Source organism: Algoriphagus sp. AK58 (genome assembly GCF_014324365.1).
In the GTDB taxonomy this organism is placed as follows: domain Bacteria; phylum Bacteroidota; class Bacteroidia; order Cytophagales; family Cyclobacteriaceae; genus Algoriphagus.
In genome coordinates, this window is the sequence record NZ_QEIG01000008.1 from 110,363 (window position 1) to 134,127 (window position 23,765).

The window sequence follows — 23,765 nt, forward strand, 5'->3', positions numbered from 1 at the left end:
AGAATTGATAAGTTTTAAATATACTTAAAATACCTTTTGATATCCACTTCTTTGACCAAAGGCTTTGAGTCTAGGAGGTATTCTACCATCTGCTGGCTAAAATACGGAATTAAAGATACCCCTTTAGCTCCAAAACCATTGAATATGTAAACGCTTTCCTCTGTTGGATGTTTTCCTAAAAATGGCTTTCTGTCTTTTGTAGCCGGACGGATTCCGAATTTATGAGAAGTCACTTCGTTTACCTCCACTTTTACTACCTCGGTCAATTTCTCAAGAAGTTCTTTTCTGGCGGTTTCAGTAGGGCCCTGATCCAAATCGTGCCAAGTATAGGTTGATCCTACCCGAAAGGTTCCATTTCCCAAAGGAACTCTAAACACGCCCCTGTTTACAATAAATTCAGGATTAAACGACTGTACGACCTCAAGAATCTCACCCTTTACCGGAGCAAAAGGTAAAAATGAAAAAAAACGAGAATTCTGAGCAGCAACCCCATTACAGTAAATCAACTTCTTAGCCTGAACACCCCTGTAATTCCAACCAAATGATTCTTGATTCAGAGCTTCTTCCTCAAATTCCTCTTTCACCAATCTATCTTGGAAAAATTCGGCCATTTTATCGAGAAGTTGGTTGATGTCCAGCCAACCTGACATTTTCAGCAAAACTCCTCCAAAAGGATCTTTAAGCTCAGGATATTGACTTTCTGTATAAATCTTTTCAATGAACTGCTGAATATCAGGATCACTGGAATGTCCCATCCACTCGTTTTGCTCTTCGATTGACAAAAAGGGTCTATAGATTTTCCTTGAATTTAAAAAACTGCTTCCTGTCAATTCTTCCAACTCTCTGTAAAATGGCTGGATCTCAGGAAAGAGAATTTCTCCCATCCAGGTTTTCACCATTTTCCTCCCGGTTACGGGATTGTACAGACCTGCCGCTATTCTGCTGCTTTTGTTCTGATCGGGTTGATCAAAAAGCATGACGCTCTTCCCCTCTTTGATAAGACGGTATCCCAATGCTGTACCTGCCAGCCCTTGTCCAATGATTAAAAAATCAATTTCCATAGTCCAAATTAACTCCAATATTCCTTACTTTGTCCAGATCACGAGGACTTTTGAGATGCTTCATATTAAGTGCTTCACCTTCAATCCATTTCAGGAAAACACCTATTTGGTGTATGATGATTCCGGAATCGCCGCATTGATTGACCCGGGCTGTCATACCTCAGGAGAGCGGAAAGAATTGGAAGATTTTATTCTATCTGAAGGATTGAAGGTCTCCCAACTCCTCAACACCCATTGTCATATCGACCATGTTTTGGGAAATGCTTGGGCTATCAGACAATTCCATGTCGACTTACAAATACATCCCAATGAGGTTTCTGTTTTAAAGTCAGTGGAAGTCTATGCTCCTACCTATGGATTCTTTGGATATGAATCTACAGAGGCAGGTAGATTTCTTGAAGAAGGCCAGGAAATCCAAGTCGGTGAAGAAATCCTAAAGACCCTGTATGTTCCCGGACACTCCCCTGGTCATTTGGTTTTCTACCATGAGAGCAGCCATCGTTGTATTGGAGGAGACACCTTGTTTAGAGGCAGTATTGGCCGGACAGATCTTCCCGGAGGCAACCATCAACTTCTTCTATCCAAAATAAAAAGTCAACTTTTCAGCCTTCCAGATTCCACCGTAGTTTTCCCAGGTCATGGTCCAGAAACCACCATCGGTTTTGAAAAAATCCATAATCCATTTGTCGGAGAAAGAGCAGTCTATTGAAAATCAAGGCCCATATACCAAATACTTTAACTCTCCTTAATCTTTTTTTTGGAGTGATGGGAATCATCCAGGTCCTGGATGGCAAGATTATGCATGGGGCATATTTTGTTTTGATCGCTGCAACATTTGATTTTTTTGATGGTTTTGTAGCCAGATTACTAAAAGTACAAAGTGCCATTGGTAAAGAACTGGATTCCCTTGCAGATGTGGTATCATTTGGAGTTTTGCCGGGGGTAATTCTTTTTTCAATGGCAAAATCCCATTCTGACCAGGAATGGTTACCCTATTTGACATTGATTGTCCCGATGCTTTCGGCCTACCGGCTGGCAAAGTTCAACTTGGACACTAGACAAAGCGATCGGTTCCTAGGTCTTCCCACTCCTGCTAACGCACTGTTTATTTCCACACTACCCTACTTGGCACTTCAATGGCCCGCTTTTGGCCAGTTGATCACCCAACCTACCAGCTTGGTCATCATTGCCTGGATTTTTTCAATCCTCTTGATTATTGAATTGCCATTGATCGCATTGAAATTCAAAAACTTTGGATTTGGGAATAACAAGTTTCGTTACCTATTGATTGTTACTGGAATTGTGTCTTTTGCTTGGATTCAACTTGCAGGTATCCCACTTTTAATTTTAGCGTATATTGCTTTATCGATTTTGGAGCAAGTCAGTGGAAGTGAATGAGTAAAAACGCCTTTTTATGTATTTTCAATTTATTTTTTGGAGTTATCCTAATTCCAGCTTTTGCTCAGAATTCTTTTGTGAAATTTTCCATTACTGAATCTGGGATTTACAGAATCACCTCTTCTCAAGCACAGCAGGCGGGTTTCGTCGGATTGGACGAGATTGCGGTTTTTGGGTATCCAGGAATGCTTCCCCAAGTCCTTGACTCCACACAGTTGAAACTCCAAGAAATTCCAGCCCTCCGTGATGGGGAAAATTTGTTTTTTTTCCTCGAGGGCCCCAACCAAGCCTACTTGACAGAACAGAAGACCATCCATTACGAACACCATCTTTATTCGGACTCACTCACTTATCTACTTGGAAGAAAAAATGCTCCTAAAAGGATAACCGAAATTCCCGGTTCAATGGATTCCGCCGATCCCAATCAGATTTGGTACGTGATCAAAAGCTTTAAGGAAGAAAAAACCAATCTGCTTAACTCCGGAAGATCATGGTATTCGGATCCAATCCGACAAGGACAAAGCCTTACTGTCAACTTTGGCATCACTTCTACCAGTAATGCTCCTTGGATATTGGCTACAAGGATAATGGCTCAACCCACTTCCGTTGCCCAAATGAGACTTTTCTCCTCTGCGGATCTCTTAACTGAAATCAATTTCAATCCAATACCAAATACCACTTATGGTATAAAGGGCCGCGAAGAACTTATTCAATTGGATTTTTTTCCGGTCAACAATAGGCTGAGTCAAATCAGATATACCTACCAAGGGACTGGGGCTGGTTACCTAGACTACCTATCAGTGGCCATTCCCTACCAAAATTCAACTCTAAGTGAAGGAGTATATTATGGGGAGAAAGAAGAAGCCATTCAATTTGCCATAGGGCGTAAAATGTGGGAAATCAGCAATTTCTTTTCTCCTATTGCCTATTCCTCCGGAAATTCTGCAAAAGGTAAAAAGTGGGTCATCTTTTCTCCCTCCACTGTAAAATCAATCGCCTCATTTCAGCCTGTCTCTTTGGACTTAAATCCCCAAAGCTCCCCCGAATTAGTCATTATCACCTCTCCTCAACTTCAATCGGTAGCTTCCAAACTTAGAGACCACAAAATCAGCAGAGGAGTCCAAACGGAAGTGGTGACAACTTCTCAGATATTTGATGCATTTGGTTATGGTAACCGTGATGTAACGGCCATTCGCAATTTTATCGCTTGGCGATACCATTGGGGTAAACAGTTAAAACATGTGCTAATCCTCGGAAAGGGAACATTTGATTATAAAAGAAAACTTGGGGGCAGACCCAATTTAGTCCCTATTTACACCAGCCGAAATAGCCTCGATCCTTTGCGTACCTTCAGTTCGGATGACTACTTCGCGTTGATCGAATGGGGACAAGGTCAATGGGAAGAATCAAGGGAAGGAGATGAAGCCCTCCAAATTGGAGTGGGAAGAGTGCCTGCAATCACATTTGAAGAGGCAAACTCATGGGTAGAGAAATTGATCCGCTATGAAAACGCCAGTTATTCCCTGCCTTTTAATCCCACCTTAAACTTCCTTGCAGATGACGGTGACAATTCCATCCACATGCGAGATGCAGAAGTTCATGCCCGATTTTTGACCAAAAATCATCCTTTTTACAAGCTTGAAAAGCTTTATTTAGACCGTTTTGAGCAGGAAAAAACAGGAAACTTCCAGCGATCGGCAGGGATGAGGGCAGCTTTGGAAAAGAACCTTGATTCTGGAACTTTGATCCTGAACTACATTGGACATGGCAATGAAACCACGCTAACTGCTGAAGAAATTTTCAACGTTCAAGACATAGAAAATTGGGCTCCTCAGGATCAATTGGCTCTTTGGATGACCGCTACCTGCGAATTTGGACGCCACGACAGTCCATTTATCCGTTCCGCCGCGGAAGAATTGCTTTTTGCCAAAGGCAAAGGAGCGATGGGACTACTAAGCACAGGCAGACCCGTCTTTAGTAGTGTCAATTTCACTCTGAACCAGGCATTTATTGAAGAGGTATTCAAAAAAGAAAACCATAAGTATCAAACTCTTGGTGCCATTTTTAAAAACACCAAGAATAAAAGCCTCAATGGATCTTTTAACAGGAATTTCTCACTTCTAGGAGATCCAAGCTTGAATTTAGCCCATGCGGAATTGGGTGTTAAGATTGAAAAAATAGAAGATCTTCAAACCGGTATCGAAGTTGATTCTGTTCGTCCTTCACAGGCAATCCAGCTATCAGGAACTGTCATAGACCCTATATCAAGCGCCCATATTCCAAATTTTAGCGGAGAATTTCAGCTTGAATTAAGAGACCAGCCTGAAGTAATCTCCACCTTGGGAGATGAAAATTCCCCTTTTGAATTTGAAGATGAAAACCGAATCCTTTTCAAAGGAAAAGGAGAAGTGAAAAACGGAAAATTCTCTGGTCAAATAAAAGCCCCTGTAGACCTGGGTGAAGAATTTAGGAAAGGTAATTTGAGAATCATAGCATGGGACTCGAATAACCGGATGCAAGCAACAGGATTTGAACAACTCAACCTAGGTGGTCCTCAAACATCTCAAAGTTCAGACTTGATAGGCCCTGAAATCCAGGTAAGTATTGCTAGAACAAGGCAGACTCCATTCGTTAGTTCTTCCCGACAAGTTGAGCTCACTGCCGATTTTTATGATTTGAGTGGAATTTATGTATCAAATCAAAACAGTGACCAAATTCTAAGAGTACAAATTAACCAAAGCCCCCCCATTCCGATTAGTGAACTTTTCAAATCCCTTGAAGGCGGTTTCCAAAAAGGACAAGTAATCTTGGTAATCAAAGATTTACAAGAAGGGCTCAATCAAATTCAGATAGCTGCATGGGATAATGCCGGAAACAAAGGCGAACTATCGTTTTCCATAGAAGTCAGGGGCAGCGAAACTTTGAGAATAATCGAACATCAGGTTTACCCTAATCCTTCGTCCGAAAAAAGCACTTTTTTGTTCCGTCATAATCGACCCGGCGAAAACCTATTGGGTATCTTGGAAGTTTATTCCTCGACTGGACAAATACTATTTTCTGAATCCAGACGTTTTGTCAAAGCTGAAGAAATTATTGATAATTGGCATTGGATTTTTTTCCAAAGCAAAACAAAATATCCAGGGAAAGGAACTTATATTTACAAACTAACACTACGCTCAGAATCTGATTTGACTTCGGACACGGCAAGTGGAAAACTGTTGATTCAATGAATAAAAAGGCCATCTTAAGCAGGAAAAGCTTATTCGTTTTAGTTTTTGCCTTGGCTGGATTTTCTTCTTTTGCACAAAACAGTGTAATCATCTCAGGACAGGATCCCAACCGAAGGGTAATTACTACAGCTGTGCCTTTTTTGAATTTCGCTCCAGACTCCAGACATTCTGCGATGGGAGATGTCGGAGTGGCCACCTCTCCAGATGCCAATTCGGCACACTGGAATGCGGGTAAACTTGCCTTTATTAAAGAGGATATGGGATTTTCACTCTCTTATTCTCCTTGGCTTGGCAAATTGGTCAATGATATGTCTGTCTCTTATCTTACCGGATTTAAGAAAATAGATGAGAACTCTGCTTGGGGATTTGACATGAGGTACTTCAATATGGGAGATATTGAATTAACTGACGGAAGAGGAAATCCAATAGGTGAATTCAACCCAAGAGACATTGCCTTAGGAGGTACGTATTCCCGTAAACTTTCTTCCAATTTTGGCCTTGGGATCTCTGCTAGGTTTATTTACTCAAACCTTTCTGGAAACATTTCCTCCACTGGAGGGAGTGAAGCTAAGCCAGGAATAGGCGTAGGTGCTGACATTGGCCTATATTATCAAAAGCCCATATTCGTAGGATCTAAAGAAGGAACCTGGTCTTGGGGTGCAACCATAACCAACATAGGACCAAAAATCACCTACAACAGTGCTGAGGACCTAGATTACATCCCTACCAATTTTAGAATAGGTACAGCCTACAAAGTCAATTTTGACGAAAACAACTCCCTGACATTTATTTTAGACGCCAATAAACTGTTGGTTCCCACTCCACCCATCTATGCCACGAATCCTGATGGCACGTTAGCTACAGATGAAAACGGAGAATTGATCATTGCTGCCGGAGAGGATCCTAATAGGTCATTGATTTCGGGAATGTTCGGATCATTCTCTGATGCTCCCGGGGGCTTTGAAGAGGAAATGAGAGAATTTACACTATCATTTGGAGTAGAATACCTTTATGCCCAAAAGTTTGGACTGAGGACAGGATACTTCTATGAAGACAAAACCAAAGGGGGAAGAAAGTACTTCACCATGGGTTTGGGATTCAACTTGCAGCGCCTAGGATTGGATTTTTCATATTTAGTGCCTCAGGTTCAAAATCACCCTTTAGCAGAAACTCTCAGGTTTACCCTTCGCTACACAATTGCCTCCAATTAATGGGCCTAGACAGATCGAAAGCACCTGAATTCAACATTCCGGAGGATTTTGTATTATCCAATCCATCCGGCCATCTTTTAAAATCAGGGGTAACCTTATACTTTACACCCACTCCCTTCATAGACGCGGTAAAACTTGAGGTAATCGGCAAAAGTGCAAGAAATGATTTGTCACTAGCCCACTCTCTTGTCCCGTCCTTTACTCTCCAAATGCTATTGGAGGGAACCAAAGATTTTTCTGAACATCAACTTTCCGAATTTTTTGATTTTCACGCCTCTGAAGTTCATCCACATCTCTCTTTTTCTCATGAGGGGATTAGTCTTCTGAGTACCAAGAAACACATACGCGAAGTATTGCCGGTTTTTATTTCTTTATTTACAGAAGCCGTTTTTCCCGAGGAAAGCCTTGAAAAAAGAAAATCGCAGCGCAAACTCAGTCTTAAGCTTGAAAAAGAAAAATCCTCTTCTAGAGCAAGTCAACTTTTCAGGAGCGCCTTGTTTGGTTTCGAACATCCATTTGGTCAGGAGATTGTCGAGGCTCACGTAGATGTGATCCAAAGAGATTTAGTCAATTCGTATTATGAAAACCACCTATGGCAGGATTGCGAAATTTTCCTTTGTGGCAATTTGGACGATTCTGAACTAAAAGAATTCAAATCCATTCTTAGCTCAATCCCAAAAAGAAGGAAGTCAGAAACAAAGTCAATCATCACGCCCAAAACTACTTTTTCCTTAAAAGAAGAAAGACCAGATGCGCTTCAAAGCAGTATCAGACTGGGGGATTGGTCGATTCCAAAATCTCATCCTGATTTTCATGCGCTTTCTGTTTTCAACACCATTTTAGGAGGCTATTTTGGATCTAGGCTGGTAAAAAATATACGGGAGGACAAAGGGCATACCTATGGAATTTCATCTTCCTTGGTAGAAATAGGAGATTACAACTACTGGGTAATAGGAGCAGATGTACAAAAAGCATTTAAAGAGGAAGTAGTAGCGGAGATCTACCAGGAAATAAAAAAGCTAACCCAAGAACCCGTAAGTAAAGAAGAGCTGGAAATCGTCCGGAATTACCTAATCGGCCAAATGCTCTCAAAGTTCAGTTCTTCTTTTGACTTAATGGATCGTTTTAGAGCCGTACATCATTCTGGTTTAGACTTTTCTTTTTACCAAAAGAAACTTGAATTCCTTAAGAAATTCACTGCCGATGATTTATTAAAAATTGGGCAACTGTATTTTTCAAAGTCCTCCTTTGTGGAGGTTGCTGTTGGTTAATTAGGTCAATTTGACATAAAGCCAAGAAATATCCCATTTCTTCTTTGCCCAAAGTCTATACAGCCAAAATTTAGGGCTTTTAAGACCAAGATTTTCACCCATTTGTACCAACTCTTTGGCCGGTTCAAAATTCCCTGACCATAAGGCATGCTTCAATTCAAACAAGATTCTCTCTCCCAGAGCTTTATTTTCCTCCGGGTAAATATTCATCAGTTGAATTTTGGAACACACTTTTACAGTACTAGGCAACATTTGTGATTGATAGCGATCATATTGAGCAGCGGACATGGATCGGGCATGTTTTCTCTTCAAGACCCCAATGTGGTCTGAAAATATGACGGGATAGTTTCTGGCCAGCCTGATTTGAATGTCAAAATCTTCATAGTAAAGATTTTCATCATATCCGCCTTCCTTTCGAAGAATGGCCGTATTGAAAACCATCGTCGGGGAGCAAATAAAATTTCTCCTGATCAAAGTCTCATAAATATTGGCCAATTCAATCTCCTCTTTAAGTTCACCAGCCGAATTTCTTTGGTAAAAAGTCCTTACCTCGGATTTTTCATCGATTATGTAAGCATCTGAAAACACAAAGGCCGCAAATGGAGCATTTCTCAGGCCTCGTACCGAAATCGAAAGGTGCTCAGGGTATAACACATCATCTCCAGATAAATCAACTAAATATTGACCTCCGACCTTGTTCAGAAATTCATTAAAAAGACGACAATACGGCTGCATTTCTTTATAGAAAAAAGTCTGAACAGGTAAATATCCTGCACTTTTATTCGCCCAATTTCTGATAATCTCTGCTGTATTGTCAGTACTTCCATTGTCTATCACTATCAATTCCTTTGCATAATAATCCTGCTGCTTGACGCTCTCCAATGTTTCCTCAATCCATCTTTCATGATTGTAGGCAATACAAATGACCGTTACCTTTTCAGAATCATTCATGTCTGAATCTCAATTTCCAAGTGACTTTGTTACTAATATCGTTTGAAAATCGTGATTTAAAGAACATCAATCCATGATTGATTCCAGATTCAGTTTCAGAAGAACCCAAGTCGATAAATTCAGATTTTTGCTCAGCTGCAAGTTGAAACAGGCTGTGGAGTACTCTATCCCCACAATTGGGAATTTTAGCTTTTGGATCAATGGCAGAAAGAAAATAATAAAGGGATTCAGGCATCAATTTAACCGCCACAGCGTGTGCTACAGGTTTACTTTTACATAGGACACTTATCTGAAAATACCGGTCAGGAAATAGGGATACTTGCTGAATGAGTCTATTCTCATCAAATGCCATTTGGTACCCACGGTCACTGTTCCACTTTTTGATATCCTGAAGAAAATTAAAATTAGAAATCTTACCCTTGATTACAGAGGTGTCAGATTTCTCTTCCTCCTTTTTCAATTTCTCTTCAAAGGTCTTGGCTTGTTTTTTAATTCTCTTTTTTCCCAGAAAAAACTGATGGCTTTGTACGCTCTCCTGAACAAATCCCATTTTGAAAAGAATATTCTCGATTAGTTGTGAGAGTGGCTCGTATGGTTTTGGAGGCTGAATTACTGAAAAAGAAGTACAGGATCTTCTTCTTAAATCCTCTACAGTTTCAAAAATAAACTGTTCCAATTCATCCGTTTTAATACTCCCTTCGGTCAAAATGCCTCCAAACGGCAAACCCGGCAAGGACACCGCATCGCCTGAATCCGAAATTGCAACATGGACCTTGGCTTTTACCTTTTCCTTTTTCACCCATTGAAACTCCAACTGTTGGAAATTCCCAAACAAAGGAAAATCCAACAAAAAATAGGTGGAGGAACTCCTCGAAGGAGACTGTACCCTAAACTCAGCGGAAGTTGGCTTGAAGTCGCTCAAAGTCTGATTTATTTCGGATATAGTCTTCTTCAGAAAACTCCCTGTCTGAAAGTCCTAAAAGCACTGAGTTTTTCATGAAGGTAACTTGAGTCCAGTTAAGGGGAGGAATAAATACTCCTTCAGATGGATCATTCAAATCAAAACAATGAATCTTTCCATCCAGACTAAGTATTTCCAAATGAACCAGGCCCGACAAAGGCACCAAAACCTGGGATTCTTTTAAATGTGCATGATTGCCTCTGATGTTTCCTTCTCCGACTCCAGTAATCCAAAAACACCTTAAAATCCCTTTGGGGAACAATTCTTGGTTATCCCAGAAATGTACAGCTCCTGAAGAGGATATTACTCCGGGGATTTCTATCCGGTAAGGGTAGGCTAGAGCTAAAGAAATTGGAATCTCAGATTGCTGCATTCCCTAAAATTAAGAGAATTCGAACCAACTACAGGTTAGCCAAAAGTTAATTTTCTAATTTCAAGTCTTCCTATTCATAATAACATGAGTTTTACCCCAGACCCTGATTCTTACTTTACCCTTTCGGGCAAAAGTGAAGGGATACATAAAGACCGAGGAAGCAAATTCCTCTACTTCGCCTTTCCTGTTGAAAATGAAGAAGGTATCAAATCTGAACTCACTGCATTAAGAAAACAATATTTCGACGCCACTCATCATTGTTATGCCTGGGTTTTGGACCAAAATGGAGCTCGGTATAGAGCTAATGATGATGGAGAGCCCAATCATTCCGCAGGAGATCCGATATTGGGACAGATCCGATCTCATCGGCTGACTCAAGTTTTGATTGTAGTTATCCGGTATTTTGGGGGTACCAAGCTCGGAGTGAGTGGATTGATTCAAGCCTATAAAACCGCTGCAGCGATGGCAATTGAGTCAAATGAAATCATCAAAAAATGGGTCATGGACACCATTCACATCCGCTTTCCCTATCCCTTCATGAATGAAGTAATGAAACTGGTAAAATCCGAAAACCTAGAAATCACCCACCAAGAATTGGGGTTGGATTGCAAATTGAGTTTAGAAATGCGAAAGGGACAAGTAAGCCGTGTATATGAAATTCTTCAGGAAATCGAAGGTCTGAGGTTTAATACCGATTAAACAACTCATCAAGGTACCCTTCCTCTCGAAGCACTTCGAAAATCTGTAAGCAAGCCCAAGCATCAGTCGCCGCGTAGCGAAGTTGCTTCTCGGTCAGTTTTTCAGCCTCCCAATTGGATACCTGTTCCGTTTTAGAGATTCTCATTTTGAGTACCATGCCACAAAGGTTTCTTACTCCTACATTATGAAAACCTACTTTTTTCAACTCATCGTTCAGATCAAAAAAGGATTGCGGATAAAACGAATCCGTAAGTTTTCTTAGGGCTTTCAAGTCATCATGAACCGCTGCCCCAATTTTTACCAGATTCTCTTTTTCCAGCAGATTTCTCAGTGGGGGAGGAAATCCGATCCGATGAAGACGGAATAGAAAAGCCTGCTCTGAGGTGGAAAGCTGAAGTAAGGAAACATGATTGAATTGCCCCTTACGAAATGAAGGTTTAGTCTCTGTGTCAAAGCCAATCACACGCTGATCTTCCAAAAAATCAACTGCGTCTTCAACTTGGTCAGGTTTGTCAATGACATAAATTTTCCCTTCAAACTGCCCTAATGGCAACTCATTGATTTCTTCTTTACTAATGCTAAAGGGTATCATACCAACTCTTCTTCCGGCTCGTAATAGTTAATTCCGATCTTCAAATACCCATACAAAATGGTCATTAAAGGACTTATAATATTGAAAAAGCAGTAAGGAGCGTAAGTTAATGTCGCCACACCCAAGACGGAAGCTTGAGTGGCTCCGCAGGTATTCCAAGGCACTAATACTGAAGTCACAGTGGCAGAATCTTCCAAGGTTCGGCTGAGGTTTTCAGGCTTCAGACCTCTTTTCTTATAGATTTCAGCATACATTCTTCCAGGAACCAAAATCGCCAAATATTGGTCGGAAGTCGTAATATTGAAAAAAACACAGGTGGCCGCAGTGGAGGCGATCAGGGATCCCACCCGATGTACTTTTCGGATGATAGCTTCTGCCATTACTTTCAGCATCCCACTTTCTTCCATAATGCCTCCGAAAACCATGGCACAGATAATCAACCAAATCGTGTTCAGCATACCTCCCATCCCCCGAGTCACCAAAAGCTCATTCACGATCGCATTATCCGTCACCACTCCGATTTCACCAAAAAGAGCCATCATGACAGCCTTGAAGCCGATATAGGAAAAGTCACCTTGCTCATTGGCCACCTCAGCAATAATCTCTGGTTGGAAAATCAAAGCAAAAACGCCCCCTAATAAAGCCCCTGTAAGTAAGGCCGGCAAGGCAGGTACACGCTTGACAATCATGACAAGCACGACGACGGGTACCACAAAAAGCCAGGGAGTAATATTGAATTTTTGAGAAATCACGCTGGAAATGGTCTTTACATCCTCCACACTTCCTGAAGTCTCATAGTTAAGCCCTATTACAATAAATAGAATAAGAGTGATCAACATCGTTGGCACGGTGGTCTTGGCCATATGCCGGATGTGGGTAAACAAGTCAGTTCCAGCCATGGCAGGAGCCAGATTGGTGGTGTCAGACAAGGGGGACATTTTATCTCCAAAGTACGCACCGGAAATAATCGCTCCTGCAATGATTCCCTCCTCAAACCCAAGAGCTTTTCCAATTCCCAAGAGTGCCACACCCACTGTAGCGACTGTAGTCCAGCTACTGCCTGTTGCTACAGACACTACGGCACTGATAAAACAGGCTGCAAACAAAAAGATGACCGGACTCAACACCATCAACCCATAGTAAATCATCGCCGGTACAATACCGCTCAGCAGCCAAGTCCCAGCCAAAGCACCGATCAAAAAGAGGATCAGAATACTGCTCATGGCAGAACTGATGCTTCTGACGATCCCCTCTTGAAGGGTATCCCAGGAATAGCCCAACTTGAATACAGCCACGGAAGCCGCCACTGTGGCTGAAAGTACCAGCACAATCTGATTGGAGCCGGAGAGCCCGTCTGTCCCAAAAATCCGAATATTGACGATTAAGAGAACAATCAAAAAAACAAGGGGAATCAGTGCATCATACACTTTGGGAGCTTGCGGCAATCCTTTCATTCAGTCTCGTTAGGAAGTTTAATCGCCTTGAATCTAAAGAAAAAAAATCAATTACATCTCTGAAAGAAGCCCCGCCAATTCCTTACCCACCTGCCAGCCGATGGCTACACCCATGCCACCGAGTCTGACTGCAGCGGCAGACTTTCTCCCAATAGGCTCAATTATAGGAGATTTCTTGGGACCAAAGGCCATAATACCGGTCCATTCCATTTCCCACTCAAATTCTCTAAAAGGAAAAATCACCTCTTTTGCCAAGCGGTCCAAATGCTCCCTGATGGAGGGGTTTACAGAAAATTCAGTTGTTCTTTCTTTTTCAAAATCCTTGTTTCTTGCACCACCCAATAGAAGTCTTCCATCGATTTCACGGAAATAGACATATCCTTTATCCATGTGAAAAGCTCCTTTCCAAGCCAAATCAAATCCCAAAGGCTTACTCAATAAAATCAAGCCTCTGCCCGGCTCTAAGGGAGATTCGGGCCATATTTTTTTGGTAAAAGCATTGGTACAAACAGCGATCTTACCCGCCTTAAATTCAAAATCGGCGTTTTTATCTCTGTTTTCAGCCAACACTCTTCCTTCCTCATGGTCAATTTCCACGACAGAAACACCAGTCAGAATTCGAATTCCCAATTTAGAAGCTTTTTGCCATAGGGCTTCCAAATAAGCTGCAGGATCCAACTCTCCTTCAAACCGGTTCTTCACCACCCCTTTGACCTGATCTGAAAATCCGAACTTCCCGGGTCTTTTGACTACCGAAAAAACATCGTCTTTGAAAATCTTTTTGAGCATGCGGTTGATTTCCTTCAGTTGATCCAGGGCCTTAAGATTTTCCTCATCCAGGATTTCATAGCCATTCCGATGCTGGTACCTCAGAGACTTGTCTCCAAATTGTTTCCTGATTTGCTGAAGTCCACTGTACCGTTTTTCAACCAGTTGCACTACTTCCTCGTGGCTCATGGACCAAAAGTCATCCAAAATCTCAGTCAAGCTGCCAAAGCAGGCAAATCCGGCATTTTTGGTACTGGCTCCTGTGGGAAAAACTCCACGCTCTAGTATCAAAACACTGGATTTTGGATTACTCTTTTTGAAGTGAATGGCTGTGGAAAGTCCTGTAAATCCGGATCCCACCACGACAAGGTCATAATTCAAAAAGTTTTTTTGCTCCCAATAGCTCAACATGTTCGGAGAGAATTTAATTTTTGAAGTGTGTTTTGGTTAATTTGTACCGAAACTACCGCAATTAAACCCAAAAAACCATGAGAAAAATAGATCTTCTGCTTGATGAGTATGGTGAAAGTCATCGTAATGAGACCAATAAGTTGATTCATTGGATCTGCGTGCCGGCGATTTTCTTCAGTGTAGTGGGCCTGATATTCAGCATTCCTTCAGACTTCCTGATGAACTTACTCCCGTTCTTGGGGAGTTTTGCCAACTGGGCAACCCTTGCCCTGTTGTTAGTGCTGATTTATTATGTCTCGTTATCCGTCCCCCTTTCTTTGGGGATGTTGCTTTATTCTTCCTTTTGCCTCGCTTTAGCCAACTTTTTGCAAATCGCATTTCCCGGAAAATTAGCCTTGATCTCGATCGGAATTTTCGCAATTGCATGGATATTCCAGTTCTATGGCCATAAAATAGAGGGTAAAAAGCCTTCTTTCTTGAAAGATCTTCAATTTCTCCTTGTCGGGCCGGCTTGGTTAATGCATTTTATTTATAAGCGGATCGGAATTGCCTATTGATGAGAAAGAGGCCGGGAAACCGGCCTTTATCATTTTGGGCTTCCAAAGAGTATTTCAACCCTTTTGAGCGCCAGTTGATTTGCCGGGGTATGGATGTTATCAAGAATAGATTTTTTCTCTCTTGCAGTAAGTCTCCAATTAAGTGATGCTCTTTGCATATTTACTTGAGTTCCGGTCAGTTCCTGCACTTGAACTTTTTCGGGAGCGTATTCAAATTCTATCCTCTCCACAGAAAAAGGCATGGACTCAGCCAAATAGTTAAATAATACCTCATTTTGAATAGTTTGAACATTATCCCAATTGATATAAATGTTTTTAAGTGGGGTAAAAACCTTTTCAAAAATCCTGGGGAGTTCAGTAACAGGAATTTCGGCAGATTTTTCCGAATCACGAATCGTGATCAAAACCACACCACCGGTATGCTCTCTTATCCAATCCTGAAACACATACGTAAACCTCAGTGCATCCTGAATACCAAAATTATCTGACAATCCGGTATCCATGGTTTTCATCATGGGAGTTGAAGGTAGTTCCACATTTGGAGTGATGAAAGGAAAAGTGGCACACATTCGAAGTGCACTCAAAAAGCGAAGATTCCCGGAATCATGATTTGCAAAAAATCTCTTAAAATCGATGGATTGCTTTTTTTCATAATGACCCGTTTTTCCTTGAACCGAACTTCCCAAAAACGACATGGAATGGGGTGAAATGACCAATTTTCTGCCATCATTTGTCACCAAGGAAGTAACCGGAAGAAGAGGAATCTGAGCTAACCTCTCCGGTTCTAAATAAGCATCCAATGGCTTATCCATTACCCCAAAAGTGTTTTTGTTCAACTGCTCCTCAAAAGCAAATCCCCTATCCTTCAGATAACTTCTCCCCCGGTAGTCAAATTTTTGATTTCGGATCAACAGGTCGTTAACCAATAAAGTGAAAATGATGGGATTAAGATTGTCCGAAGAAATTTGATCCAAGAATTTTGGATCTATGGGATCAAAAGAGGGGTCAGATTGTGATCTGAGATAAATTTCCCGGAAAAAAGCTTCTCCTAACACGCCTCCAGAGGCACCGGTGTATAGCGCTGTTTTCGAAGTAATTTCCCCATGGGAAATTTGATGTAAAGCCTGAAGGACTCTCAACGTCCACAAGGCAGAGCGCTGCCCTCCTCCACTAGCGGCCACAATTACCAATTTGGGCAAAGAATCGGACGGAAATTTAGCCTTCCAATTTTCCAATATCTGAATCATATTCTCTCTGTCCTTTTTCAAGGTATCCGGATGAGTCAATGAATCCAGCCTGGCTAGAGTGTAAGGTTCAGGACTTTCCGAATAATCCAACCCAAAAGCTTCATGAGGACGGTTGAGAAATGAAAAATTGGAGAAATAGTTTGCCAAAACGATCATTGAAAACACAACAAAAGTCGCCCAATTCCTCAACCAAAAACTCAAGGCCCCTACCACCATGATCAAAATTGCCAAGAGCAAGGTTACACTCATAGCTGCCGGAAACTGAAGAATTTCCTTTTCTTTAAATACTCCCAAAAAAAGAACTACCCCAATCAAAAAAACCTGAATGAGGAATAAATTGAGATGATTTTGATTGAAGACCCTAAGCAGATGGGCGGCTTCAAATCGGGAAATATCAGGCCTGACTTCTTCTACCTGAAGACGCAAATTGAGGAAAACCAGTACCTGACCCTTTTCAGGTCTTCCAGGCCTTAGCCTGCCCAAGGCCCCTTTTCTGGTAATTCTTACTTTTCTGAGTCGCTTGTCTAGATTTCCAGAGAATAAGACAAAAAAGTCTTTGTTGGTAAGCCCGAAATATCCAAATATCAAGGAATACGCCAAAATGCTCCCAAACACAAAGCCAAAATAAAACCGAATAGCCTCCCAGTCAGATGGTAAGTCATTATTGAGCTGAAAAACAACGAATTTGATGGTGTAAACAATGTAAAAAATCAGAGGTAAGATGGAATTATTGATGCAAAAATGAATAAAAGGTTTTTTGACCACGGCCAAAAACTTGTATTGACGGCCGTCCATGATATAGGTGGTCATGTGAAAGGCCATGGTGAGGATAGCCAATCCCACACCCATTAGGAAAAAGCTCAACCAGGAAACTTGATGCAGGTACTCAGGATCAAGAAAAAGAAAAGGAATTCCCAAAACCACTCCAAATTGCTCAAGAATGATTCCGAGCAGAAGTACCCAAATCAGTACCAAAGCCAGATTTTTTCTGAGATGAAGCAAAAAAAGTTGAATGGGAAAGCTGTAAATAAATCTTTCTTTCATAATGTCTCGAAGTCAAATGAAGATACATCTTTTTAGTTTTTCCAAATACCTTCCCCAACTACAAAGAGCAACATTCCCTTTCCAATTCAATGAAAATCAACAAACTACCACCTCCCTTTGGTTTTTTTGAAAAATTTTAATTCTGATTTCTTAGAGCCTTTAGCTCATATCAGGTAGATTCGGGGATTAAAACAAGCAGGAATGAGAATCTGGTTTTTGTGTAAAGTAAAGTATGCAAAGGAGACAGAAGAAGGTCTCCTAAAAAGTATTTCCGAGCAGTATTTGGTAGATGCGGTGTCTTTTACCGAAGCAGAGGCCATCCTATACGATCGGCTTGGATCTCAAATCCGTGGGGATTTTCAGGTCACCGGGATTAGCAAGAGCAACATTGTAGATGTCTTTTACTATGAGGATGCAGATATCTGGCACAAGTGCAAGATCACCTACCTGATCGCTGACGGAGAAAGTGGAAAAGAGAAAAAAGTAACCCAATACATGATCGTGACAGCTGAAGACGTTAAGCAGGCTTATGACAGGATTCAGGAAAGTCTCAGCAATATGCTGGTCAGCTTCAGAGTACCGGACATCACTGAAAGCTCAATTGTCGAAGTATTTCCTTTCGAAAGAGATGAGGTGAAGGATCAGCTTCCTCCCGGAAATTTCCGGCCGGTAAATCAGGAAGAGGAAATGTGAAATGACAGACCGCAGGATTAAACTGCGGTCTTTTTTTTAGCTCAAATCAGCATTCGCTTGATTTGAGATCACAAATAGAATCAACTCATCAACCGAAATTCCTGCTCTTTCCGAAGCATCTTGAATATCTTCCCTGCTTACCTGGGCAGCAAAAGTTTTATCCTTCAACCGCTTTTTCACTCCCTTTACTTCCATTCCGGCATACCCTTCCGGCCTCATCAGAGAATAGGCATGAACGAACCCGCTAAGCTCATCAAAAGCATAGAGCATTTTATCCATTAAAGTAACCGGTTCTACTCCAAAATACCTGGGACCATGGGAGGCAATGGCTCGAATAATCTCAGGATCTATATTTTTTGATTCGAGTTCTTCAATGATTTTTCGACAATGCTGATCTGGCCACTGGTCCCAATCCGCATCATGGAGCAGTCCAGCCAAATACCATTTCTGAACGGCCTGCTCCTCATAACCCTGAAGGATTGCATAAGCCTTCATCAAATGAGCCACTTGCTTCATGTGGATTTTTAAGCGCTCATTTTTAACCCAATCATCCAATATCGCTTTAGCCTCAGCAACACCAAGCAGATTTCCTTTGTTTTCAGGACTCCCAAATTCTTGTCGATTTAAAAACAATGAAGATTCTTGCATTTTAAATATATTTTAATGTATTTTGAATTAAGTTAAATGTCTTTCAATAAAAGCCAAAACATCTTTTTCCAGACCAAGAAAATGCAGGATACAGAATCCATACAATCCCTAGGTAATCTGGCTTTATCCTCGGATTATTTCCTGCAAATTACTTTGGCAAAATCAGGAAAAGTTCTCTCTTCTCATTCTGGCTTGGGTCCCATTCCTTCCTTATTTGATTCAAAAGAAAAAGAAATTTCATTTTCGGACTGCTTTCTTTCTTCTGACTGGCCAAAATTTGAAAGTCAACGGCTCAAAGCTTGGAAAACAAATCATCATTCATTTACTGTCGATCTTCAGAAAATAAACTATCCAGAAGGAACCTCTACTCCCACCAAATGGGAATTCTTCTTTATCTCTCAGGAGTCAGGCACTTGTATAGGTCTAGGGCATCCAGTCGAACCACTTCGGCCCTATCAATTGGGAATAGGAGAATTTATAGATGGCACCTCCCAATCCAATGAAATTATCGATAGCCTATTAGAAAGTAAATTATTGGGATTTTGGGATTTGGATCCTCAAAACAGACAGGAGTACATAAGCGACGGACTTGCCCATGTTTTGGGATACTCATCCAAGGAAATCGAAAAAGCAAACAAAATCTCTTGGCAAAAGCATATTCACCCTGAAGATTACCCGGATTTGGTAAAGGGTTTAACCCAACAACTCAAATCAGGTGGAGACTTCCCTTTCAAAAGGGAGTTTAGGCTAATCACCAAGGGCAATCAACTATTGTGGGTGATTAGTTTTGGAAGAACTACCGAATGGGACAAAGAAGGAAACCCCGTAAAAATCCAAGGGATTTTGATCGATATTACTGAAAAGAAAAAGCAGGAGATCTGGCTAAAAGAACATCATTACTTTTTGAAAGACTTGGCCTTTCAGCAATCACATTCCCTGAGAGCAAGGGTCGCCAATATCTTGGGCATAATGGAGATACTTGAATTGGAAGATCATTCTTTGGAAACGCGTAAGCTCTTGGGAATTATTAAAAAAGAAACTCAACTGCTGGACAGTTCTTTAAAAAAGAGTATCAAAGAATCTGTCCAGCAAAATGAAAGTTGGGAAAAAGGGATTAAAGCCCAAAACTCATAAATCTTTGATTTTCCATTTCGCCTTGAGATAGCCCCAAATCACTTTGGGGCTCATTGCTTTTTTCCCCGGGATGCCTCCATCATATCCCACATTTCCTGAGGTATCATGTCCAAGTTATTAAATTCACCTGCGCCTTTGAGCCACTCCCCTCCGTCAATGGTGATCACTTCACCGTTGACATAAGCTGAAAAATCAGAAACCAGATAGGCCGCCAAATTTGCCAATTCCTGATGCTCCCCTACTCTTCCCACCGGAACCTTCTTGGCGGGATCAAATTTTTTAACCAAATCTCCCGGAAGCAAACGACTCCAGGCACCTTCAGTAGGAAAAGGTCCCGGCGCTATGGCATTGGATCTGATTCCGTATTTCGCCCATTCCACTGCCAACGAACGAGTCAAGGCTAAAACTCCGGCTTTGGCGGCCGCAGAAGGCACTACATAGCCAGAACCTGTCCAAGCATAAGTAGTCACGATATTTAAAAATACGCCAGGCTGCTTTTGAGCAATCCAATATTTCCCAGCAGTAAGAGTCACCTGAGAAGTTCCTTTTAATACGATATCCAATACAGTATTGAAAGCATTGACGGAAAGCCTTTCTGTAGGACTGATAAAATTACCCGCAGCATTATTGAGCACCACATGAATTTGCCCAAACTTTGCAATGGCTTCAGACCACATGGCCTCCACCTGAGCAATGTCCCTTACATCACATGCCAATGCCAGGACTTCTCCCCCTTTTTCGGACGTCATTTCTCTTGCTGTCTCCTGAAGCACATCAAGCTTTCTGGAGGTAATGACCAAGTTTGCCCCTAATTCCAAAAAATATTCGCCCATCGATCTCCCAAGCCCAGTTCCACCGCCTGTTATCAGGATATTTTTTCCTTTGAGAGCTCCTTCTCTCAACATTCCTTCTGTAAAATTCATGTCTTTGAATATTTTCGTTGTTTCCAAGATAAGAATCAGGCGCGGTAATTGAAAGGAAATCCTCAATCGCAAGTCCTATGAGAATTAATCAAATTTTCCTTCTCGTACTGTTAATGCTTTTCTCCTGCACGGAAGATGTGAGTCGGGAGATTTCCACCGATTTAACCCAAGAAGCGAATCAGTTATTTCAATTTTCACAAGCTTTATCGGAAAGCAATTACTTAGGAAATATTTCTTATCAAGACTATTTCAGAATCAGCTCTTCCGAACTTCCTGGTTGTCCGACGATAGTAAGAAGCTTGGCTTCCAGGATCATTGTCCTTGACTACTCCAACCCCACAGAGTTCACTCAGGAAAACTCAAAAAAAAGAACAGGAAAAATTATCCTTGATTTCACCCTCTCTAATACGGCCAATCCAACTTGGGTACTGCAATACGAAGATTACTCATTGGAGGGCACCAAAGTCAAAGGAATGCGCCAGTTTAGAGCAATCACCTCCAATGAGACAGAGGCTGAATTTGAAAACCTGGAGGTAGAATTAGCAAAAAATCTTTCCTTTTTAAGTAGTGGAAAACTCAATCATTCTGTTTCTAGGTCGAGTTTAAGGCCTTTTGCTTTGAGCACCAGAGGAAAAGTAGAAGGAAAAAATCCAGCTGGAAGGGAGTTCAGCATCACAATTACCGAAGCCAAAGAGCAATTATTTGCCTGCTATCGCGATGGATGGGACTTGACCCAATCAGGAAAAGAAGCATGGGAGGTATCACGAGGAAGTACTTCCGAAGTCATATACATTGCCGCATTTCAAACCAATACAGGATGTAATCCGGTAGTAACCGCCACACTTCCAGATGGTAAAATCTTTCAGTTGAATCCATAAAAAAACCCGGAGAATCACTCCGGGTTTTAATCCATAGGGAATACTTTTTAGTATCTGTAGTACTCGGGCTTGAATGGACCTTTGACCTCCACTCCGATGTATTTGGCTTGGTCTTCGGAAAGCGTATCCAATTCTACACCCAATTTGGCCAGGTGAAGAGCAGCCACTTTTTCGTCCAAATGCTTAGGTAGCACATACACACCAGGCTGATAGCTCTCGTAGTTAGCCCAAAGCTCCAACTGAGCTAAGGTCTGATTGGTAAAAGAGTTGGACATCACGAATGATGGATGTCCTGTAGCGCAACCCAGGTTAACCAACCGACCTTCAGCCAACACGATGATTTCCTTTCCGTCAATTTCGTAAAGGTCCACCTGAGGTTTGATCACGTTTTTGGTATGGCCATAATTCTTGTTTAACCAAGCCATATCGATTTCATTGTCAAAGTGGCCGATGTTACACACGATCGCTTTATCCTTCATCGACTTGAAATGCTCTGCGGTAATGATGTCTTTGTTTCCTGTTGCAGTGACTACGATGTCTGCTTCTTTCACTGCATCAGCCATTTTCTTCACCGCAAATCCATCCATAGCTGCCTGAAGCGCACAGATTGGGTCAATTTCGGTCACAATCACTCGGGCGCCTGCACCTCTCAAAGAGGCAGCAGAACCTTTTCCTACGTCACCATAACCTGCCACCACAGCTACTTTTCCAGCCATCATGACGTCGGTAGCACGACGGATTGCATCTACCAAAGATTCCTTACAGCCGTATTTGTTATCAAATTTTGATTTGGTCACAGAGTCATTCACATTGATCGCAGGCATAGGAAGCGTTCCATTCTTCATGCGCTCATACAGTCTGTGAACTCCTGTGGTAGTCTCTTCAGAAAGTCCTCTGATGCCGGCGACCAACTCAGGATATTGATCCAAAACCATGTTAGTCAAGTCACCTCCATCGTCCAAAATCATATTCAACGGCTGTCTTTCTTCCCCAAAGAACAGGGTCTGCTCAATACACCAGTCAAATTCTTCAGCGGTCATACCTTTCCAGGCATACACTTGAATACCTGCGGCAGCAATAGCAGCTGCAGCATGATCCTGGGTGGAAAAAATATTACAAGAAGACCAAGTCACCTCTGCTCCCAAAGCAACCAAAGTCTCAATCAAAACTGCCGTTTGGATAGTCATGTGAAGACATCCCGCGATTCTTGCGCCTTTAAGCGGCTGTGAAGGGCCAAATTCAGCTCTCAGAGCCATCAAGCCGGGCATTTCTGCTTCCGCCAATCTGATCTCTTTTCTTCCCCACTCAGCCAGGGAGATGTCTTTTACTTTGTATTGGATAAATTTTTCAGATTTGATTTCTGACATGTGATTGATAGTTAAAGAATTAAAATCTTGAATCGGGCGCAAAGTTATCAGATAAAATCGGGAATCTAAAACCGGCTCATATTTTAGGAAAACTGATTTCTTTCAGTCCAAAGGATTTTATAGTCCCTAGGTCGGTTTCCAATAAAAGGTTGCCTGCCTCACTTACTCCAACTATTCGACCATGAATTTGGGTATCATTTGACATAAAAACTGCTTGCTCATCCAGTAAGTATAAATGACGAAGGTATTCGGATCTTATCTCGGATTTCTTTCCTTTTTTCAAAGCGATATATCCCTGCTCCAGGTGTGTCACGAGCATTTTGAAAATCTCTTCCAACTCAAACTCACTTCCCGTCAGAAGTGCGAGTGATGTGGCGGTCGACACATTGAATTTTTTCTGGTTGATATTCAGTCCGATTCCGACTACTGCAAATTCCCAACCCTCAGAACCTACCGTATTTTCAATCAAAATTCCTCCGGTTTTGCCAAAGCCTGGCGCGACCAAATCATTCGGCCATTTGACCTTCACGTAAGGCACATATTCCTGAAGAAGCTTCCGGATGGCATTGGAAACCATCATATTCAAATAAAATTGCTCACTCAAATCCAAAAAATCAGGTTTCAAGACCATCGAAAACGTGAGGTTCATTCCTTTTTGAACTTCCCATGAATTGCCACGTTGTCCTTTACCCTGAGTCTGATGGTCACAAATGACAATGCTTCCCTCCCTGGCTTTACCTTGACGGATTAAACTTAAAGCCATGTCATTGGTGGAGTGACACTCTGGCAGGAAAAGAACATCTTTCCCCAAAAAAATGGTGTTGGCAAGAATTTTATACATTAATTTTCGGTTCGGGTATTAATAAGAAGTTTATCCGACGCGTAAAATTAAAT

General features: G+C 41.6%; 22 protein-coding genes. 10 read left to right on the forward strand and 12 right to left on the reverse strand.

Features of this window, described 5'->3' with window-relative positions; translation table 11 throughout:
* Positions 1-14: 14 nt before the first annotated feature.
* Positions 15-1,061, reverse strand: a complete 1,047-nt coding sequence (locus DDT91_RS07370) for an FAD-binding oxidoreductase (protein WP_187175503.1) — start codon at positions 1,059-1,061, stop codon at positions 15-17.
* Between DDT91_RS07370 and DDT91_RS07375 the strand changes: the two genes are divergently transcribed.
* The 5 genes from DDT91_RS07375 to DDT91_RS07395 are packed head-to-tail and all read left to right on the forward strand — an operon-like array spanning position 1,039 to position 8,171.
* Positions 1,039-1,770, forward strand: coding sequence for an MBL fold metallo-hydrolase (locus DDT91_RS07375; protein ID WP_370539299.1), 732 nt, complete (start codon positions 1,039-1,041; stop codon positions 1,768-1,770). The genes DDT91_RS07370 and DDT91_RS07375 overlap by 23 nt on opposite strands.
* Positions 1,767-2,459 carry a CDP-diacylglycerol--serine O-phosphatidyltransferase gene (gene pssA / locus DDT91_RS07380; RefSeq protein ID WP_187175504.1) on the forward strand — a complete coding sequence of 231 codons (693 nt, stop codon included), beginning with the start codon at positions 1,767-1,769 and terminating at the stop codon, positions 2,457-2,459. Before DDT91_RS07375 ends, pssA begins: the two co-directional genes overlap by 4 nt.
* Complete coding sequence (gene porU, locus DDT91_RS07385; RefSeq protein ID WP_255502046.1) at positions 2,456-5,689, forward strand: type IX secretion system sortase PorU; 3,234 nt, start codon at positions 2,456-2,458, stop codon at positions 5,687-5,689. The genes pssA and porU overlap by 4 nt, the downstream gene beginning before the upstream one ends.
* Positions 5,686-6,900, forward strand: coding sequence for a type IX secretion system outer membrane channel protein PorV (gene porV / locus DDT91_RS07390; RefSeq protein WP_187175506.1), 1,215 nt, complete (start codon positions 5,686-5,688; stop codon positions 6,898-6,900). Before porU ends, porV begins: the two co-directional genes overlap by 4 nt.
* On the forward strand, positions 6,900-8,171 hold the full coding sequence (locus DDT91_RS07395; RefSeq protein ID WP_187175507.1) for a pitrilysin family protein: 1,272 nt from the start codon (positions 6,900-6,902) through the stop codon (positions 8,169-8,171). Before porV ends, DDT91_RS07395 begins: the two co-directional genes overlap by 1 nt.
* Here DDT91_RS07395 and DDT91_RS07400 read toward each other — a convergent pair whose 3' ends face one another.
* The 3 genes from DDT91_RS07400 to DDT91_RS07410 are packed head-to-tail and all read right to left on the reverse strand — an operon-like array spanning position 8,172 to position 10,456.
* The gene (locus tag DDT91_RS07400) at positions 8,172-9,122 is read right to left on the reverse strand and encodes a glycosyltransferase (protein ID WP_187175508.1); all 951 of its coding nucleotides are present in this window, start codon (positions 9,120-9,122) and stop codon (positions 8,172-8,174) included.
* On the reverse strand, positions 9,115-10,044 hold the full coding sequence (locus tag DDT91_RS07405; RefSeq protein ID WP_187175509.1) for a hypothetical protein: 930 nt from the start codon (positions 10,042-10,044) through the stop codon (positions 9,115-9,117). Before DDT91_RS07405 ends, DDT91_RS07400 begins: the two co-directional genes overlap by 8 nt.
* Positions 10,016-10,456 (reverse strand): FdtA/QdtA family cupin domain-containing protein, encoded by a 441-nt coding sequence (locus tag DDT91_RS07410; RefSeq protein WP_187175510.1) that lies wholly within the window; start codon positions 10,454-10,456, stop codon positions 10,016-10,018. The genes DDT91_RS07405 and DDT91_RS07410 overlap by 29 nt, the downstream gene beginning before the upstream one ends.
* Before the next feature lie 84 nt (positions 10,457-10,540).
* On the opposite strand from DDT91_RS07410, the gene DDT91_RS07415 reads away from it, so the two are divergent.
* A complete protein-coding gene (locus DDT91_RS07415; protein ID WP_187175512.1) occupies positions 10,541-11,155 on the forward strand; it encodes a YigZ family protein in 615 nt (204 codons plus the stop codon).
* Here the strand turns inward: DDT91_RS07415 and DDT91_RS07420 are convergent.
* The 3 genes from DDT91_RS07420 to DDT91_RS07430 are packed head-to-tail and all read right to left on the reverse strand — an operon-like array spanning position 11,142 to position 14,380.
* The gene (locus DDT91_RS07420; RefSeq protein ID WP_187175513.1) at positions 11,142-11,747 is read right to left on the reverse strand and encodes a 3'-5' exonuclease; all 606 of its coding nucleotides are present in this window, start codon (positions 11,745-11,747) and stop codon (positions 11,142-11,144) included. The genes DDT91_RS07415 and DDT91_RS07420 overlap by 14 nt on opposite strands.
* Positions 11,744-13,201 carry a Na+/H+ antiporter NhaC gene (nhaC, locus tag DDT91_RS07425; protein WP_187175515.1) on the reverse strand — a complete coding sequence of 486 codons (1,458 nt, stop codon included), beginning with the start codon at positions 13,199-13,201 and terminating at the stop codon, positions 11,744-11,746. Before nhaC ends, DDT91_RS07420 begins: the two co-directional genes overlap by 4 nt.
* Positions 13,202-13,252: 51 nt before the next feature.
* Positions 13,253-14,380: an FAD-binding oxidoreductase gene (locus DDT91_RS07430; protein ID WP_187175517.1), complete on the reverse strand. Its 1,128-nt coding sequence runs from the start codon at positions 14,378-14,380 to the stop codon at positions 13,253-13,255.
* A 77-nt stretch (positions 14,381-14,457) separates the two neighbouring features.
* On the opposite strand from DDT91_RS07430, the gene DDT91_RS07435 reads away from it, so the two are divergent.
* Positions 14,458-14,937, forward strand: coding sequence for a DUF962 domain-containing protein (locus DDT91_RS07435; RefSeq protein WP_187175518.1), 480 nt, complete (start codon positions 14,458-14,460; stop codon positions 14,935-14,937).
* A gap of 29 nt (positions 14,938-14,966) precedes the next feature.
* Here DDT91_RS07435 and DDT91_RS07440 read toward each other — a convergent pair whose 3' ends face one another.
* Complete coding sequence (locus tag DDT91_RS07440) at positions 14,967-17,228, reverse strand: patatin-like phospholipase family protein (RefSeq protein ID WP_187175519.1); 2,262 nt, start codon at positions 17,226-17,228, stop codon at positions 14,967-14,969.
* A 201-nt stretch (positions 17,229-17,429) separates the two neighbouring features.
* Between DDT91_RS07440 and DDT91_RS07445 the strand changes: the two genes are divergently transcribed.
* The gene (locus DDT91_RS07445) at positions 17,430-17,921 is read left to right on the forward strand and encodes a DUF4494 domain-containing protein (protein ID WP_187175520.1); all 492 of its coding nucleotides are present in this window, start codon (positions 17,430-17,432) and stop codon (positions 17,919-17,921) included.
* 36 nt (positions 17,922-17,957) lie between these two features.
* Here the strand turns inward: DDT91_RS07445 and DDT91_RS07450 are convergent, their stop codons facing one another.
* On the reverse strand, positions 17,958-18,569 hold the full coding sequence (locus DDT91_RS07450; protein ID WP_187175522.1) for an HD domain-containing protein: 612 nt from the start codon (positions 18,567-18,569) through the stop codon (positions 17,958-17,960).
* A 36-nt stretch (positions 18,570-18,605) separates the two neighbouring features.
* On the opposite strand from DDT91_RS07450, the gene DDT91_RS07455 reads away from it, so the two are divergent.
* Positions 18,606-19,703 (forward strand): PAS domain-containing protein, encoded by a 1,098-nt coding sequence (locus DDT91_RS07455; protein WP_187175524.1) that lies wholly within the window; start codon positions 18,606-18,608, stop codon positions 19,701-19,703.
* Positions 19,704-19,753: 50 nt separating this feature from the next.
* Here DDT91_RS07455 and DDT91_RS07460 read toward each other — a convergent pair whose 3' ends face one another.
* Positions 19,754-20,626 (reverse strand): SDR family oxidoreductase, encoded by an 873-nt coding sequence (locus DDT91_RS07460; protein WP_187175526.1) that lies wholly within the window; start codon positions 20,624-20,626, stop codon positions 19,754-19,756.
* A 77-nt stretch (positions 20,627-20,703) separates the two neighbouring features.
* On the opposite strand from DDT91_RS07460, the gene DDT91_RS07465 reads away from it, so the two are divergent.
* Positions 20,704-21,504, forward strand: a complete 801-nt coding sequence (locus tag DDT91_RS07465; protein WP_187175527.1) for a hypothetical protein — start codon at positions 20,704-20,706, stop codon at positions 21,502-21,504.
* 47 nt (positions 21,505-21,551) lie between these two features.
* Here DDT91_RS07465 and ahcY read toward each other — a convergent pair whose 3' ends face one another.
* Positions 21,552-22,871 (reverse strand): adenosylhomocysteinase, encoded by a 1,320-nt coding sequence (ahcY, locus tag DDT91_RS07470; RefSeq protein WP_187175529.1) that lies wholly within the window; start codon positions 22,869-22,871, stop codon positions 21,552-21,554.
* A 76-nt stretch (positions 22,872-22,947) separates the two neighbouring features.
* Positions 22,948-23,712 (reverse strand): biotin--[acetyl-CoA-carboxylase] ligase, encoded by a 765-nt coding sequence (locus DDT91_RS07475; protein WP_187175530.1) that lies wholly within the window; start codon positions 23,710-23,712, stop codon positions 22,948-22,950.
* Positions 23,713-23,765: the final 53 nt, after the last annotated feature.

Excerpts from the sequence above, each read along its gene's own strand:
- DDT91_RS07375 (WP_370539299.1), top strand. The coding sequence starts at position 1,039 with ATGATTAAAAAATCAATTTCCATAGTCCAAATTAACTCCAATATTCCT.
- DDT91_RS07370 (WP_187175503.1), bottom strand. The coding sequence starts at position 1,061 with ATGGAAATTGATTTTTTAATCATTGGACAAGGGCTGGCAGGTACAGCA.
- porU (WP_255502046.1), top strand. The coding sequence starts at position 2,456 with ATGAGTAAAAACGCCTTTTTATGTATTTTCAATTTATTTTTTGGAGTT.
- porV (WP_187175506.1), top strand. The coding sequence starts at position 5,686 with ATGAATAAAAAGGCCATCTTAAGCAGGAAAAGCTTATTCGTTTTAGTT.
- DDT91_RS07395 (WP_187175507.1), top strand. The coding sequence starts at position 6,900 with ATGGGCCTAGACAGATCGAAAGCACCTGAATTCAACATTCCGGAGGAT.
- DDT91_RS07400 (WP_187175508.1), bottom strand. The coding sequence starts at position 9,122 with ATGAATGATTCTGAAAAGGTAACGGTCATTTGTATTGCCTACAATCAT.
- DDT91_RS07410 (WP_187175510.1), bottom strand. The coding sequence starts at position 10,456 with ATGCAGCAATCTGAGATTCCAATTTCTTTAGCTCTAGCCTACCCTTAC.
- DDT91_RS07415 (WP_187175512.1), top strand. The coding sequence starts at position 10,541 with ATGAGTTTTACCCCAGACCCTGATTCTTACTTTACCCTTTCGGGCAAA.
- DDT91_RS07420 (WP_187175513.1), bottom strand. The coding sequence starts at position 11,747 with ATGATACCCTTTAGCATTAGTAAAGAAGAAATCAATGAGTTGCCATTA.
- nhaC (WP_187175515.1), bottom strand. The coding sequence starts at position 13,201 with ATGAAAGGATTGCCGCAAGCTCCCAAAGTGTATGATGCACTGATTCCC.
- DDT91_RS07430 (WP_187175517.1), bottom strand. The coding sequence starts at position 14,380 with ATGTTGAGCTATTGGGAGCAAAAAAACTTTTTGAATTATGACCTTGTC.
- DDT91_RS07435 (WP_187175518.1), top strand. The coding sequence starts at position 14,458 with ATGAGAAAAATAGATCTTCTGCTTGATGAGTATGGTGAAAGTCATCGT.
- DDT91_RS07440 (WP_187175519.1), bottom strand. The coding sequence starts at position 17,228 with ATGAAAGAAAGATTTATTTACAGCTTTCCCATTCAACTTTTTTTGCTT.
- DDT91_RS07445 (WP_187175520.1), top strand. The coding sequence starts at position 17,430 with ATGAGAATCTGGTTTTTGTGTAAAGTAAAGTATGCAAAGGAGACAGAA.
- DDT91_RS07450 (WP_187175522.1), bottom strand. The coding sequence starts at position 18,569 with ATGCAAGAATCTTCATTGTTTTTAAATCGACAAGAATTTGGGAGTCCT.
- DDT91_RS07455 (WP_187175524.1), top strand. The coding sequence starts at position 18,606 with ATGTCTTTCAATAAAAGCCAAAACATCTTTTTCCAGACCAAGAAAATG.
- DDT91_RS07460 (WP_187175526.1), bottom strand. The coding sequence starts at position 20,626 with ATGAATTTTACAGAAGGAATGTTGAGAGAAGGAGCTCTCAAAGGAAAA.
- DDT91_RS07465 (WP_187175527.1), top strand. The coding sequence starts at position 20,704 with ATGAGAATTAATCAAATTTTCCTTCTCGTACTGTTAATGCTTTTCTCC.
- ahcY (WP_187175529.1), bottom strand. The coding sequence starts at position 22,871 with ATGTCAGAAATCAAATCTGAAAAATTTATCCAATACAAAGTAAAAGAC.
- DDT91_RS07475 (WP_187175530.1), bottom strand. The coding sequence starts at position 23,712 with ATGTATAAAATTCTTGCCAACACCATTTTTTTGGGGAAAGATGTTCTT.